The sequence below is a fragment of the Mesorhizobium sp. M4B.F.Ca.ET.017.02.2.1 genome (genome assembly GCF_003998955.1).
GTDB lineage: Bacteria > Pseudomonadota > Alphaproteobacteria > Rhizobiales > Rhizobiaceae > Mesorhizobium > Mesorhizobium abyssinicae.
In genome coordinates this window covers 1-13,450 of the sequence record NZ_RZOF01000152.1, presented here as the reverse complement: position 1 = coordinate 13,450, position 13,450 = coordinate 1, and the positions used below count along the sequence as shown (strand labels likewise).

Sequence of the window (13,450 nt, the reverse complement as noted above, 5' to 3'; positions counted from 1 at the left end):
GTCAAGTTCCGATCAACTCGCTTTCCAGCTACGCTCCGAGTTGCTCTTGCTGCCAACGGGATCCTGATTCAGACATTTTGCGACCTCGACAAACAGGCCGGCCAAAAGATTTCGGTCGGTCTTGACGTTGCTGAGATCGGAAAAGATCTTCTCCATCAGCATTTGAGCGCTTTCGTTCTTTTGCTTGATTTCCTCGCGCAGCAAATGGTCGCTTCTGTTCATGCGATCCGCTATTTCGCGCTCGAGCTCGCTCAATTGATCAGACAACGCGCGCACCTGCTTTTCAAGCGCCTGATTCTGATCGCGAAGATTGCGGTCGATCTCCTTGTCGGCCTCGGCTCGCGCATCTTTTTCGTTCCGCAACTGCGTCGCCAGCGAGTCAACCTGCTTCTTCGCATTTGACTCGTAGGTTTCAAGATTGCGCTTGGCTTCGGATTCGACATCCTTGAAGCGCTGCAGGAACCGCTCTTCAAGCTTGGAGAAGCGGCGGTCATAGTCCTGCATCTGGTTGCCGAACAAAAGATCGCGTATCTTGTCGACACCTGGAGCGTCACCGCCGGCCCCGCCCTCGCGGCTTTGGGCGGCCATGAAGTTCAGCCCGTTTTCGCTTACGTTGCCTAACAGATTTGCGTCCGCTTTATTTGCCGAAGAAGCGGCACTCGAAGAGTCCTTTGCCATCCTTACGCCCCATAGACCGATGAGAAACTCCGAAACGGGGAACATGTCAGACAAATACCCGGGCCACAAGCCGGAATCCTGTTGGCTTGGGCCGATTTGTGCGTCCTCGGTTCGTCTCTTGGACCAGAAACAGATGCACGAGTTCCGATTGGTGTCGCTCTTGTACCTCTTTGTGAAGGGCGGCACACATGCTGTCTCGCACCGGCTGTATACTGAGACCATCAGCTTCTGATGCGGCCCAACGCAAGCGGCCGTAGGATGGACGTGGGCTTCGGGTCAGAATCGGACATTAGCGAACGGAAGCTCCTGATCACGCGCGGGCACAGAAAAGCGGCACTATCGAGCCTGCATCGTAGCGGGCTCTGGATATGGACGTTGTGATCCCATTGTCCACTCACCCCCCCGCCAACCGCGGCAGCAGAAATATCTCCGCCCCCGGCGGCAGCTCCTTACTCCACGTATCCCGATAGATCGTCCCATCGATCGCCACCGCGATCCCGCGATCAATCCAGGGCTCGATGCCAGGATACTGTTCCGCCAGCTTGCGGAACAGCTCCCTGATGTCCTTGGCCTCGACCTCGACCTTGCTCTTGCCCCCGGCGATCTGGCCGAGGGCGCCCCAAAGCGTGACTTCGACCATCGCCTTAAGCTGTGTCGATATTCAGGTGAGGCCGGCCTGCGAACGACGGCTTCCTGCGCTTCCGGTGCTCACGTACTTCAAGTACGCTCCGCTCCGGTTCTCGGGAGCCATCCTTCTCGACTCGGCCTGACCTGAATCTCAACACACCTTATCTCCAGCGTTGGATACCTCTCACCCTTCCCGCTCAGCCTCGATCGCCGCGAGGATGCGCGGCGGCGACATCGGGATGTGGGTCATGCGCACGCCGGCGGCGTTCGAGACCGCGTTGGCGATCGCTGCCAGCGGCGGCACGATCGAGGTTTCGCCGACGCCGCGCACGCCATAGGGGTGGTTCGGGTTGGGGATCTCGAGGATCTGCGTGTCGATCATCGGCAGGTCGGAGCAGACCGGGATGCGGTAGTCGAGGAAGCCGGCGTTCTGCAGCCGGCCGTCCTTGCCGTAGATATACTCCTCGTTGAGCGCCCAGCCGATGCCTTGCGCGGCGCCGCCCTGGTACTGGCCCTCGACATAGGTCGGGTGCACCGCCTTGCCGGCATCCTGCACCACCGTGTAGCGGATCACTTTGGTGAAGCCGGTCTCGGGGTCGACCTCGATGTCGCAGATATGGGTGGCGAAGGAGACGCCGGCGCCGTCGGCGACGAGCTCGCTGTGGCCGGCGATCGGCCCGCCGGTCGTGCCCGACCTGGCGGCGATCTCCTTCAGCGACAGTTTTCCGAGATTGCCGTGCTTCTCGCCCTTGGCGACCGCATGGCCCTGTTCCCAGGCGACGTCGTCGACCGAGATGTCCCACATCTGCGCGGCGCGCTCGCGCAGGATTTTTATCGCGTTGCGGGCGGCCGAGATGGTCGCCATCGAGGAGGAGAAGGTGCCGCGGCTGCCGTCGGTCATGTCGTTGTAACCAAGGCTCGACGTGTCGGCGACGATCGCCTTGACCTGGCTATAGTCGATGCCGAGCTCCTCCGCCGCCACCAGCGACAGCGAGGCGCGGGAGCCGCCGACGTCGACGGTGCCGACGGCGAGCGAGACCGAGCCGTCCATGCCGATGTTCAGGTCGGTGCAGGTCTGGCCGCCGAAGTTGAACCAGAAGCCGCAGGCCATGCCCCTGCCCTGGTTTTCCTTCAGCGGCGCCTTCATGTGCGGATGGTTCTTCGCTGCCTCAAGAGTAGGCCCGATGCCGATCGGGCCGTAGACCGGACCGTAGGACGAGCGCGTGCCTTCCTGCGCGGCGTTCCTGATGCGGAACTCGACCGGGTCGATGCCGACCTCCTTGGCGAGCTCGTCGACGGCGCTTTCCACCGCGAAGGCCGCCATCGGCGCGGAAGGCGCGCGATAGGCGGCGGTCTTCGGCCGGTTGACCAGCACCTCGTAGCCGACGGTCTTGACGTTCTCGAGCTTGTAGCAGGCGAACGCGGTCATGGCGCCGATCTCGGCCCACGTGCCGGCATAGGGGCCGCTCGTGTAGCGCAGCGTCGCCTCGGCGGCGGTGATGGTGCCGTCCTTCCTGGCGCCTATTCTGACGTCGATCGAGGTGGCGCTGGTCGGGCCGGAGGCGCGGAAAACCTCGTCGCGGGTCATCACCAGCTTCACCGGCCGTCCGGCCTTTCTGGACAAGGCAAGCGCCACCGGCTCGGCCCAGACATGGGTCTTGCCGCCGAAGCCGCCGCCGATCTCGGAGGAGGTGACGCGCAGCTTCGAGGCTTCCATGCCAAGCAGTTGCGCGCAGTGCTGGCGATAGACGAAATGGCCCTGCGTGCAGACCCAGAGGTCGGCGGTGCCGTCGGACGACACGCTCGCCACGCAGGCGTGCGGCTCGATATAGCCCTGGTGCGTCTGCTCGGTCTTGAAGGAGCGCTCGACGATGAAGTCGGCGTGGCCGAAACCCTGGTGGACGTCGCCATGGCCAAACTGGCTGCGCTTGGTGACGTTGGACGGCTTTACCGGTTTTTCCTCGAGGCCCTCGGTGAAGATCGTGTCATTGATCAGCGGCGCGCCGTGCTTCATCGCCTCGTCGACATCGGTGACATGCGGCAGCACCTCGTAGTCGACCTCGATCAGCTTCAGCGCCTGCCTGGCGGTGCGCGCATCGACCGCGGCGACCGCGGCCACCGCATGGCCGTCATAGAGCGCCTTGGCGCGCGCCATGCAGTTGTCGAGGATGTCGTACATGCCGGCATCGCCATCGGTGAGGTCGGGCAGGTCTTTCGCGGTGATCACCGCCTTGACGCCGGCGAGCTTCTCCGCCTTCGAGGTGTCGATCTTCCTGATGACCGCGTGGGCGTGCGGGCTGCGCAGAACACGCCCGACGAGCTGGCCGGCCATGTTGAAGTCGGCGCCGTAGCGGGCGCGGCCGGTCACCTTGTCGACGCCGTCGGGGCGGATGGGGCGCGTGCCGACGGACGAGAAATTGCGTCCGGAATAGCGCGGATCGAAATTCATCTCAGGCTCCCTTCATCACGTTTGCCGCGTCCTGGACGGCGCGCACGATCTTGTCATAGCCGGTGCAGCGGCAGAGGTTCCCGGCAAGGCCGAAGCGGATCTCCTCCTCGGTCGGGTCGGGGTTTTTCGCCAACAGGTCTTTCGCGGCGATCAGGAAACCCGGCGTGCAGATGCCGCATTGCAGGGCGGCGTGCTCGAGGAATTTCTGCTGCAGCGGATGCAGCTTTTCGCCATGCGCCATGCCTTCGACGGTCTCGATGCGCCGGCCTTCGGCTTCCGCGCCCAGCACCAGGCAGGAGCAGACCAGCCGGTCGTCGAGGATGATCGAGCAGGCGCCGCAGTCGCCGGTGCCGCAGCCTTCCTTGGCGCCGGTGAGACCCAGCCGGTCGCGCAGCACGTCGAGCAGCGTCTCGTCCGGCTGGCAAAGATATTCTGTCGTGTCGCCGTTGATTGTCGTTGAAACCGCTACGCCAGCCATCACTTGCCTCCTGCACGCGCATAGGCGGTCGTGGCGGCTCTCCTGGCCAGCACGCCCGCAACTTTCCGTCTGAACTCGATGGTGCCCCGCTTGTCGTCGATGGGGCGGCAGGCCCCCGCGCAGACCTTGGCCAGCCGCTCGAGCGCCGCCTCGTCAAGCTTCCTGCCAATTAGGGCCTCGGCGGCCTCCTCGACCAAAAGCACCGTCGGCGCCGCAGCGCCCAGCGCCACGCGGGCCGATTTGACGACGCCTTGCTCGTCGAGCGCCAGGTTGACGCCGGCGCTGACCACGGCGATGTCCATCTCGGTGCGCGGAATGAAGCGCAGATAGGCATCGCCCGAGCGCGGCGCCCGCCTGTCGAGCAGGATCGCCTCGATGATCTCGCCCTTGGCGAGCGAGGTTCGGCCAGGTCCTGTCGGCACGGCCTCGACGGCAATCGTGCGCTTGCCCGAAGGTCCGACGACCACGGCCTTCGCGCCGGCAGCCACCAGCGCCGGCACGCTGTCGGCGGCCGGCGAGGCGTTGCAGAGGTTGCCGACGATGGTGCAGCGTCCCTGCACCTGCTTGGAGCCGATGAGGTTCGCCGCCTCGACGACGCCCGGCCAGGCCTTCTTGAGCGAAGCGCTCTCGCCCAGCACGGCGCAGGGCACCGCGGCGCCGATGCTGAAGCCGTCGGCGGTTTCGCGGATCTCGCTCAGGCCTTCGATGGCCTTGATGTCGACGATCAGGTCGGGTTCGACGAAGCCGCCCTTCATCCTCACCAGCAGGTCGCTGCCGCCGGCGAGGATGGCGGCTGTGCCGGCCGATCCGGCCAACTGGCCAACGGCATCTTCGATTGAAAGCGGACGTATGTAACGCATCGTCTCCCCTTGGATATGGCAAATCTCAGCGACCGTTATAAAGGGTCTCCTCATAATGGCCATCCTCTTCCGCATTGGCGGCGATTGGGCCAGGCGCCGCAAAATGCAGTCCCAAACAGGCTTACGCCAGTCCGGACGGGCCGTCAGCGGCCCGGAAATTGCGCCAGACGACAAGATAGTGCGGCTCGGCGTTGCTGGGAAACGACGAGCCCCCGCAGGGGCTTGACCCGACGATCGCCGGCGTGAAACCTCTCGGTCAAAGAGAGGAGTTTCCATGCGACATCTGGTGGTTGTTCTGCCCGCCTTGATCCTGGCGACAGCGGCGCAGGCGAGTACGATAGCCTACGGCGCCAGGGTGGGAATGGAACTCACCATCGTGAAAAAGACGGGCATCGGCTCCACGCACGCCAGCATCCTGGCCAAACACAACAGGCGGAAGGCGGGCGTCTTGTGCCGTGAATATGGCCACGATTTCTCCAAGGATTGCATCGACGCGGAAATGAAGTCGCCCCTGCACTTCGAGATCACCGCCAACTGCAAGACCGGCAAGTTCACCACCTTCAATGGCGCCAACATGCTGTTCCAGGGCCGCAATGAGGGCACCGATGTGACGACGGACTATCTGATCACATCGATTGATGACAATGTGGTGCTCGATGGCTCCGGCGCTTCCGGCTACGACTATACGCTGGAGCAGTTCAAGGCGCTGTGCCCCAACCGGGTGAAGTAAGGCCGGTGGCAAGGCCTGGCCCGCCCAAGCCCGGACCTTGGCCGTGGCGGGCACGGCCATTTGTCGCTAGCAAGTCGTCATCGGAGGCCAAGAAGCATGACCCTGACCAATCGGGATATTGTCGAGCTGACCGCGTGGCGGCGCAAGCTGCACCGGCAGCCGGAGATTTCGAACGAGGAGGAGAAAACGGCAAAGGAAGTCGTCTCCTTCCTCGCCGATACGGGGCCGGACAAGGTGCTGACCGGACTGGGCGGGCACGGCGTCGCGGCGGTCTACGACAGCGGCCGGGCCGGCCCGACGGTGCTGTTCCGCTCCGAACTCGATGCGCTGCCGATCGAGGAACTCTCCGGCGTGCCGCATGCCTCGCAGGTGCCGGGCAAGTCGCATATGTGCGGCCATGACGGACACACCGCGATCCTGGCCGCGCTCGGCCGTCAGCTCGGGCGCGAGCGGCCGGCAAGCGGCCGCGTCGTGCTGATGTTCCAGCCGGCGGAAGAGACCGGCAATGGCGCGGCCGGCGTCGTCGCCGATCCGCGCTTCGGCGAGATCGCGCCGGATTTCGCCTTCTCGCTGCACAATCTGCCCGGCGTGCCGTTCGGCGAGGTGCGGCTCAAGTCCGGCGTGGTCAACTGCGCCTCGCGCGGCATGCGCATCGTGCTGGAGGGCAAGACCGCGCATTCGTCGATGCCCGAGACCGGCGTCTCGCCGATGCTGGCGATCAGCGAGCTGATGCCGGCGCTGCCGGCGCTCGGGCGCGGCAGCTTCGCCGACGACGATTTTTCGATGGTGACCGTCACCCATGCCGCGATGGGCGAAGCCGTGTTCGGCATCGCGCCCGCTCATGCAGAGGTCTGGGCGACGCTGCGCACCCGGCGCGACGAGCGCATGGCGGATCTCTGCGCCGCGGCGGAAGCGCTGGCCGCGGAAATCGCCGGCCGGCATGGCCTGGCCGTAAGCTCCGACTACCACGAGATCTTCGTCGCCAGCATCAACGCGCCCGATGCGGTGGAGCACCTGCGCCGCGCCCTCGACGAAGAGATCGTCGTGCATGGCGAAGAAGCCCTGCCGATGCGCGCCTCGGAGGATTTCGGCCTGTTCGGCCACAGCGCCAAGTCGGCGATGTTCTTCCTCGGCGCCGGCGAGCGCTACCCGGCGCTGCACAATCCGGACTATGATTTTCCGGACGACCTGATCCCGATCGGATCGAGGATCTTCATGCGCACGGCGCGCAATTTGCTGGGGTGAAGAGGCTGGCGGCGTGGCCTTTGCGGGTCATAACGAACGACGGCCTTGGTCAAAATTGGACATTGTCGAACGACCGCTTCTGCGGGCGCGGTGTCACGCAATAGCGGCCCGCCGGCTCAGCTATCAGCCACGCCGCAATTCTTCAGCATGCGCCTTCACCAGATCGGCCATGCTGTCGAAGCGGAAATCCACCGTCGGTACGTCGCCGGGGTTCATCGTGGCACCGAAGCCCTGATCCGCATGCCGGCGATAGATCCAGCACGATGTCAGGCCGAACCGGTTGGCGGGAGCGTGATCGTGGAACATGCTTTCCGCCGTGTGCAGTATCTGTCGCTTCTCAAGCCCGATTGTCCCGAGCTTTTCGAGCATATAGTCGAAGTTCCGGTCGGAAGGCTTGTAGGAGCCGATATCTTCCGCCGTATAGATCGCATCGAAATCCACGCCGAGCTTCTTGTTGCTAAACGAAAAGCTCTTGTTGTCGACGTTGGAGAGGATGACCAGCTTGAAATGTCTTTTGAGATACTGCAAGGCCTGTGCGGAGTCGCTAAAAGCCGGCCAATCCTTCACGCTTTCGCCATACGCCACACATTCCTCGCGGGTGACGATGACACCCCATTCCTCCGCAAGTCGCTTGTAAACGATCGGCAGGAGATCGCGGTAGCGTTTCCCCGGTGTCCATTTCTGCTGACTGGATTCGTGCCGGGCGTGCGCCTCCAGAATCTCGTTCCGGCTCAAGCGGCGGCCAGCCCGTTCGGTCAACGGCTTCAGGCCGTCGATCATGCCGGATTCCCAGTCTATAAGCGTGCCGTAGCAATCGAAGGTCAGGGCTTTGAAATCCGTGAGCTTCATAGGTTCACCTCCTTGATGTCCATGATTGGATCGACGCTGGCGTGATCGCACGAGCCGTCATCGACTGATCATCCGATATGCTGCTGACCGAGCTCCAGGTCCTTCCACGCTGCGCTGCGCGACGACGTGAACCAGACACCGAACAGTGTCACCACAAGGCCAACGAACATCGCCGTCGAAAGCGGCTCGCCGAACATCGACCAGCCCCAGAGCATCGTCACCGGTGGGCTGAGATAGATCACACTGCTGACTTGCGAGGCCGTGTAGAGGCGCAGGCTCACATAATAGGTGCTGTAGCAAAAGAAGGTCGAAAACAGCACCAGCCAGGCGATGCCAAACCCGAATCGGGCATCGAGGGGCGGCATCAGCCCGCCATTCCTTTCGGCGCAGGCGGCGAAAAGGATCGCCGCCGTCAGGCATTGAACGCACAGGCTCTGATGGATGGGCATATTGATCGTCCCCATCCGCTTCTGCACCACCGTTGCCAGCGCCAGAACCATCATGGAAGCGACTGTCAACACATAGGCCCAGGCCGGGGCCGTCCCGAGGCTCAGGCTGTCCAGCGAGACGACGAGCACGCCTGTCACTCCGAGAGCCGTTCCGATCCATTGTCGCCCGGTCAATCGCTGCCCCAGAACCGGCTGCGACAAGGCTGCGATCGCGAGAGGGACAAGATCGGAAATCAGCGCGACAAGGCCGGTCGGCACGCGCTGACCGATGGCAAGCGCGAATCCGCCCAGATAGAGGAACATCATCGCCACGCCGAAGACCATCTGCTCGACCAGGGCACGTGCGCCTATGCGCGGCCCGATCAGCAGAGCAAATGGCAAGAGAATCAATCCCGACATCAGGGTCCGCCAGAACAGGACCAGCATGACATCGGCATTCTCGCTGGCGTAGCGGATGCCGACGAAGCCAGAACTCCAGCTTACCACCAGGGCCGTCGCCATCATTGGCCACACGAGGCGATGGGCTTTGCTGTGCAGGAGGGTCATGGGATCTCTTTGGTCAGGCGCCCGTAGCTCCGAGAAGCGGATCACGGCCAATTTTGGCGCTGACTATTGGCGACAAGCACGCACGTTTGCACATGACAAATTTCGATACGATCATGAAATAGCCGCGGAATCAGCATATCGGCTTGCCTGAAAAGCGTCGGCGGATCAGAAATCGGCGTATCGCATTGGTTTCGATTGAGGATTGTCATGGCTGGAGTGATGAGCCGCCGCCTGGATGTCGACGCCTTGCGCGCACTGGTCGCGATCGAGAAGCATGGCGGCGTCACGCGCGCTGCCGAGATCCTCGGCTTGTCGCAGTCGGCGGTCAGCCACAAGATCAGGAGACTGGAAGCGAGCCTCGACTGCGAAATCCTCGCTCGGAAGGCAAACGCGCCGATGTTTACCACGGCCGGACTGGATTTGCTTGGTTATGCGCGGCGCATTCTGGGCATCCATGACGAGGCGGTCCTGAGCCTGTCGAAAAGCACGTTGCAGGGCAAGATTGCGCTGGGAATGACCGAGGATACGACCTGCACGGACCTTTCGCGCATTCTTGGCCGGTTTCGCCGGCTCTACCCGGAGGTGAGCGTCCGCACGCATGTGCGCATGAGCCTCGTCCTGCAGGAGCAGCTCAGCCAAGGAGCTCTTGATGCCGCCATCATCCAGGTGTTCCAGCACGAGGTCCGGCCCGCCGATATCCTCCTGTTTCGCGAGACGCTGCATTGGGTGAAATCGCGCGACCTGGCTCTGTCGAACGGGAAGCCGGTCCCATTCCTGTCCTTCGATGAAGACTGCTTCTTCCGGCGCTGGGGCATGGACGTCGGGCAGGACGAGGGCACGGTGTTCGAGACCGTGTTCGAATGCTCCAGCGCAGCCGGGATCATTGCAGGCGTGACCGCGGGGCTCGGCGTCGCACTCTTGAGTCAGCGGCACCTGCAGCCCGATATGGAGATAGTCGACCACAAATTCCCCAAGCCTCCAGACCTGGCTTATATTGTCAGGCGCGCGCGCAGCCCCCGAAACCCCGCGCTGGAGACGCTGGTCAGGGAGATCGAGGCCGAAGTAAAGCGCTACGGGACGCTTCAAATCGCCGTCTGAGCGCATCGCGCTGCAAAAGCCGCGCACGCCCGGGATGCCGCTATCTGACCTTGATGACGACCTTGCCCTTGGCGCGTCCCGTTTCGACGTAGGCCAGAGCCTCGTTGGTCGCTTCGAAGGGAAAGATCCGATCGACAACCGGGCGGATCGCGCCGGATTCGATGAGGGCGGTGATCTTGCCCAACTGGTCGCCCTGCGCCCACATGAACAGGAACGAGAAGCTCACGCCACGGCGCCTGGCTTTGGACCGAATGGCGCGGCTTAGAAGGCGCAGAAGCGTCCTCAGCACCAGGTTCAACCCCTTTTCCCTGGCGAATTCGGGATCCGGCGGGCCGGAGATCGAGATGAGCTTGCCGCCGGGTTTGAGCACAGTGAGCGACTTTTCGAGCGTTTGGGCGTCCTGGCTGTTCACGACGATATCGTAGCCCGACAGGATTTTTTCGAAGTCGTCTTTCCGGTAGTCGACGACGACATCGGCGCCGAGGCCCTTGACCAGGGCAGCGCTTGTTGCGCTCGCCGTCGTCGCAACGGTCGCGCCGAGATGCTTTGCCAGCTGGATCGCGAATATGCCGACGCCGCCGGAGCCGGCCTGGATGAAGACCTTCTGTCCTTTGCTCAGCTTTGCCCTTTCAACGAGCACCTGCCAGGCGGTCAGACCGACCAGGGGGATCGAGGCCGCCTCCTCCATGCTGAGATTGCTGGGCTTCAAGGCGACGTCGGCTTCATCGATGGCGATGAACTCGGCGAATGCCCCGATCCGCCCATCGCGCGGCCGCGCATAGACCTCGTCGCCGGGTTTGAACCTGCGAACTTTCGATCCCACGCGGATGACCTTGCCGGCCACGTCGTGGCCGAGGATGAAGGGCCGGCTATAGGGCAGGATGAGCTTGAACTCTCCGGTCCTGACCTTGGAATCGAGAAGGTTCACCGCCGCCGCATGGATCTCGACCAGGACATCGCTGTCCCCGAGCTTCGGCTCCGGCATCTCGGCCAGCCGCAGGATGCCCTTCTTGTTATATTTGTCGACAACGAATGCCTTCATGGCAGTAACTTCCTGAAAGTGGTTTTGGTGTGCCGCACGGTGAGCATCCCCCTGCCCTGCGCCTGTTCAGACCGGCAAGCGGAACTGCTTGCGCAAGCTCTTGTCGAACATCTCGGCGGGGACAAAGCGGCGCAGCATGCTGACCTGCCGCGCGGCCTTGCCGGCGGTGTAGCGCCGCCGCGGCCGGGCATCGGTCGCGGCCTTGACGATCACATCCGCCACCACCTCCGGCCGGTCGGCCTTCGGCATCACATCGCGAAGCAGGGCGTCGACCCCGGCGCGCGCCCGATCATATTCCTGCAACGGGGAATCCGGCTCGATCCCGTTCTGGTCGAAGACGGTGCGCACGAATGCCGGCTCGATGACGGAGACGCGAATGTTGAAGGCACGAACCTCGTGATCGAGCGATTCCGAATAGCCCTCGATCGCGTGCTTGGCCGCCGAATAGTGGGCCGAATACGGCGCCGGCACGAGACCCAATATCGAGCCGATGTTGATGATGCGCCCTTCGCCATGCCGCCGCATCGACGGCAATACCGCGTTGGTCATACGCACGACGCCAAACAGATTGACGTCGAACAAGCTCTGTACCTGCGCGATCGAGAATTCCTCGGCGCCGCCAAGCATGCCGACGCCGGCATTGTTGACCAGCACGTCGATCCGGCCGGTGCGCGAGAGCACCGTCGATACGAGCGCCGCGACGGCATCGCCGTCGGTCACGTCGCAGGCCAGCATGGTCACCCCTTCCGGGCCGTTGCCGGCCGCGCGGCGGCTCGTCCCGAAAACGGTGAACCCCGCCTGGGCCAAGGCCTCGGCGCTGGCCCAGCCGATGCCCGACGAGGCTCCGGTCACGATAGCGGTCTTTCCGGAATTCGCGCTCATGTCATACTCCAAGATTACCAAGGCCGGCTCTTTCCAGCCCATTAAATTACGGGTATAATATCACATTATGATCATAATGCAATAGCCGAAAGGACGTGCAGCCATGCGCTATGAAAAGGGCCGGAAGGACGCCTCACGCGGCCGGATCATGGAAGTCGCCGCCGAACGCTTTCGAAGCGACGGCATCGCCGCGTCCGGACTGGCGACCATCATGAGCGACGCCGGACTGACGAACGGCGCCTTCTATCCGCACTTTCAGTCGAAGGCGGAACTTGTCCGCGAAAGCGTGGCGGCGGCCCTCGATACCCAGTCGCAGCAAATGCAGGAGTTGTTGGCTTCGGGCGGTCCCGAAATGGCCATAGGGGCATATCTGTCGGCCGCGCATCGGGACAATCCGGACAAGGGCTGCGCGTCCGCCGCGCTGCTGCCGGAGATCGCGCGCCAGCCGCCTGAAACCCGCCAGGTCTATACCGAGCGCTTCCTGTCACTGGTGAGCCAGGTGTCCGCCACCTTGCCGCCGGGCAAGGATCCGGAAGGCGTGGCGCTGGGCGTCTTTGCGACGCTCATCGGCGCGCTGCAACTGGCCCGCGCGGTCGAAGGCACGGAGTTGTCGGATCGCATCCTTTCGGCGGGAGCGGATGCGGCGCGGACACTGATCCAGCAGAGTTAGACCGCCGTCAGCCGAGCGCGATCCAGGCGGTCTTCAGGTCGGTGTATTTCTCGACGGCGTGCAGCGACTTGTCGCGGCCGAAGCCGGACTGCTTGACGCCGCCGAGCGGCACGGTGATGTCGGCGCCGCCATAGGTGTTGACATGGACGACGCCGGCATTGATGGCGCGCACCATGCGGTGCGCGGTCGACAGGTTCGATGTCCACACGGCGGAAGCCAGCCCGTAGACGGTGGAGTTGGCAAGGCTCACCGCCTCCTCCTCGGTGTCGAAGCGCATGACGCCGAGCACGGGCCCGAACACTTCCTCGCGGGCGATTTGCATGTCCCGCGTCACGTTCTCGAAGATGGTCGGCGCCATGTAGCTGCCGCCGGTCTCGGCCAGGATGCGCTCGCCGCCGGTGATGAGGCGGGCGCCCTCCTCCGCCGCCTTGGTGACGAAACCGAGGTTCTTGTCGAGTTGCTCGGCGCTCGACACCGCGCCGATGTCGGTGCCGAGATCGAGCGGATCGCCGACCTTCAGCCTGGCGGTTGCCTTGAGGAGCTCATCCATGAAGCGATCGTAGATCGACGCCTGGACGAGCAGGCGGGAACCGGCGACGCAGACCTGGCCGGAATTGCGGAAGATGCCGTTGGCCGACACGGTCGCTGCCTGCTTCAGGTCCGGCGCGTCGGCAAAGACGATGTTGGGCGACTTGCCGCCGAGCTCGAGGAAGACGCGCTTCAGGTTGGAGCGCGCCGAATAGTCGAGCAAGCGGCGGCCGACCGGACCGGAACCGGTGAAGGCGATGGCATCGACATCCATGTGCAGGCCGAGCGCCTCGCCGGCCACCGCGCCGCGGCCGGTGAC

The 13,450-nt window shown here is 63.7% G+C and carries 14 protein-coding genes; 4 read left to right on the top strand and 10 right to left on the bottom strand.

Annotated elements, in window-relative coordinates; all coding sequences use genetic code 11:
- Positions 1-12: 12 nt before the first annotated feature.
- The 5 genes from EN738_RS18745 to EN738_RS18725 form a co-directional block, all read right to left on the bottom strand.
- Positions 13-678 carry a hypothetical protein gene (locus EN738_RS18745; protein WP_127284993.1) on the bottom strand — a complete coding sequence of 222 codons (666 nt, stop codon included), beginning with the start codon at positions 676-678 and terminating at the stop codon, positions 13-15.
- Positions 679-1,072: 394 nt separating this feature from the next.
- A complete protein-coding gene (locus EN738_RS18740) occupies positions 1,073-1,318 on the bottom strand; it encodes a MoaD/ThiS family protein (RefSeq protein ID WP_127284992.1) in 246 nt (81 codons plus the stop codon).
- A 171-nt stretch (positions 1,319-1,489) separates the two neighbouring features.
- Positions 1,490-3,754, bottom strand: coding sequence for a xanthine dehydrogenase family protein molybdopterin-binding subunit (locus tag EN738_RS18735; RefSeq protein WP_127284991.1), 2,265 nt, complete (start codon positions 3,752-3,754; stop codon positions 1,490-1,492).
- A 1-nt stretch (position 3,755) separates the two neighbouring features.
- Positions 3,756-4,232, bottom strand: coding sequence for a (2Fe-2S)-binding protein (locus EN738_RS18730; protein WP_127284990.1), 477 nt, complete (start codon positions 4,230-4,232; stop codon positions 3,756-3,758).
- Positions 4,232-5,092: a xanthine dehydrogenase family protein subunit M gene (locus tag EN738_RS18725; protein ID WP_127284989.1), complete on the bottom strand. Its 861-nt coding sequence runs from the start codon at positions 5,090-5,092 to the stop codon at positions 4,232-4,234. Before EN738_RS18725 ends, EN738_RS18730 begins: the two co-directional genes overlap by 1 nt.
- Positions 5,093-5,366: 274 nt before the next feature.
- Here EN738_RS18725 and EN738_RS18720 point away from each other — a divergent pair, with 274 nt between their 5' ends.
- Both EN738_RS18720 and EN738_RS18715 read left to right on the top strand, forming a co-directional pair.
- Positions 5,367-5,822, top strand: coding sequence for a hypothetical protein (locus tag EN738_RS18720; RefSeq protein WP_127284988.1), 456 nt, complete (start codon positions 5,367-5,369; stop codon positions 5,820-5,822).
- A 96-nt stretch (positions 5,823-5,918) separates the two neighbouring features.
- Positions 5,919-7,067 (top strand): amidohydrolase, encoded by a 1,149-nt coding sequence (locus tag EN738_RS18715; protein WP_127284987.1) that lies wholly within the window; start codon positions 5,919-5,921, stop codon positions 7,065-7,067.
- 123 nt (positions 7,068-7,190) lie between these two features.
- On the opposite strand, the gene EN738_RS18710 is transcribed toward EN738_RS18715, so the two are convergent.
- Positions 7,191-7,916: a haloacid dehalogenase type II gene (locus EN738_RS18710; RefSeq protein WP_127284986.1), complete on the bottom strand. Its 726-nt coding sequence runs from the start codon at positions 7,914-7,916 to the stop codon at positions 7,191-7,193.
- Between the two features lie 68 nt (positions 7,917-7,984).
- Complete coding sequence (locus EN738_RS18705; protein WP_127284985.1) at positions 7,985-8,911, bottom strand: DMT family transporter; 927 nt, start codon at positions 8,909-8,911, stop codon at positions 7,985-7,987.
- 207 nt (positions 8,912-9,118) lie between these two features.
- Between EN738_RS18705 and EN738_RS18700 the strand changes: the two genes are divergently transcribed.
- Entirely contained in the window at positions 9,119-10,009 is an 891-nt protein-coding gene (locus tag EN738_RS18700; protein ID WP_127284984.1) for a LysR family transcriptional regulator, read from the top strand.
- A gap of 40 nt (positions 10,010-10,049) precedes the next feature.
- On the opposite strand, the gene EN738_RS18695 is transcribed toward EN738_RS18700, so the two are convergent.
- Positions 10,050-11,051: an NADP-dependent oxidoreductase gene (locus EN738_RS18695; RefSeq protein WP_127284983.1), complete on the bottom strand. Its 1,002-nt coding sequence runs from the start codon at positions 11,049-11,051 to the stop codon at positions 10,050-10,052.
- A gap of 66 nt (positions 11,052-11,117) precedes the next feature.
- Complete coding sequence (locus EN738_RS18690) at positions 11,118-11,933, bottom strand: oxidoreductase (protein ID WP_127284982.1); 816 nt, start codon at positions 11,931-11,933, stop codon at positions 11,118-11,120.
- A 103-nt stretch (positions 11,934-12,036) separates the two neighbouring features.
- Here EN738_RS18690 and EN738_RS18685 point away from each other — a divergent pair, with 103 nt between their 5' ends.
- Positions 12,037-12,603 (top strand): TetR/AcrR family transcriptional regulator, encoded by a 567-nt coding sequence (locus EN738_RS18685; RefSeq protein ID WP_127284981.1) that lies wholly within the window; start codon positions 12,037-12,039, stop codon positions 12,601-12,603.
- Between the two features lie 7 nt (positions 12,604-12,610).
- On the opposite strand, the gene EN738_RS18680 is transcribed toward EN738_RS18685, so the two are convergent.
- A partial coding sequence (locus EN738_RS18680; protein WP_127284980.1) for an aldehyde dehydrogenase family protein occupies positions 12,611-13,450 on the bottom strand: 840 nt, incomplete at its 5' end.

Excerpts from the sequence above, each read along its gene's own strand:
- EN738_RS18720 (WP_127284988.1), top strand. The coding sequence starts at position 5,367 with ATGCGACATCTGGTGGTTGTTCTGCCCGCCTTGATCCTGGCGACAGCG.
- EN738_RS18735 (WP_127284991.1), bottom strand. The coding sequence starts at position 3,754 with ATGAATTTCGATCCGCGCTATTCCGGACGCAATTTCTCGTCCGTCGGC.
- EN738_RS18710 (WP_127284986.1), bottom strand. The coding sequence starts at position 7,916 with ATGAAGCTCACGGATTTCAAAGCCCTGACCTTCGATTGCTACGGCACG.
- EN738_RS18740 (WP_127284992.1), bottom strand. The coding sequence starts at position 1,318 with ATGGTCGAAGTCACGCTTTGGGGCGCCCTCGGCCAGATCGCCGGGGGC.
- EN738_RS18690 (WP_127284982.1), bottom strand. The coding sequence starts at position 11,933 with ATGAGCGCGAATTCCGGAAAGACCGCTATCGTGACCGGAGCCTCGTCG.
- EN738_RS18725 (WP_127284989.1), bottom strand. The coding sequence starts at position 5,092 with ATGCGTTACATACGTCCGCTTTCAATCGAAGATGCCGTTGGCCAGTTG.
- EN738_RS18745 (WP_127284993.1), bottom strand. The coding sequence starts at position 678 with ATGGCAAAGGACTCTTCGAGTGCCGCTTCTTCGGCAAATAAAGCGGAC.
- EN738_RS18715 (WP_127284987.1), top strand. The coding sequence starts at position 5,919 with ATGACCCTGACCAATCGGGATATTGTCGAGCTGACCGCGTGGCGGCGC.
- EN738_RS18685 (WP_127284981.1), top strand. The coding sequence starts at position 12,037 with ATGCGCTATGAAAAGGGCCGGAAGGACGCCTCACGCGGCCGGATCATG.
- EN738_RS18700 (WP_127284984.1), top strand. The coding sequence starts at position 9,119 with ATGGCTGGAGTGATGAGCCGCCGCCTGGATGTCGACGCCTTGCGCGCA.
- EN738_RS18705 (WP_127284985.1), bottom strand. The coding sequence starts at position 8,911 with ATGACCCTCCTGCACAGCAAAGCCCATCGCCTCGTGTGGCCAATGATG.
- EN738_RS18730 (WP_127284990.1), bottom strand. The coding sequence starts at position 4,232 with ATGGCTGGCGTAGCGGTTTCAACGACAATCAACGGCGACACGACAGAA.
- EN738_RS18695 (WP_127284983.1), bottom strand. The coding sequence starts at position 11,051 with ATGAAGGCATTCGTTGTCGACAAATATAACAAGAAGGGCATCCTGCGG.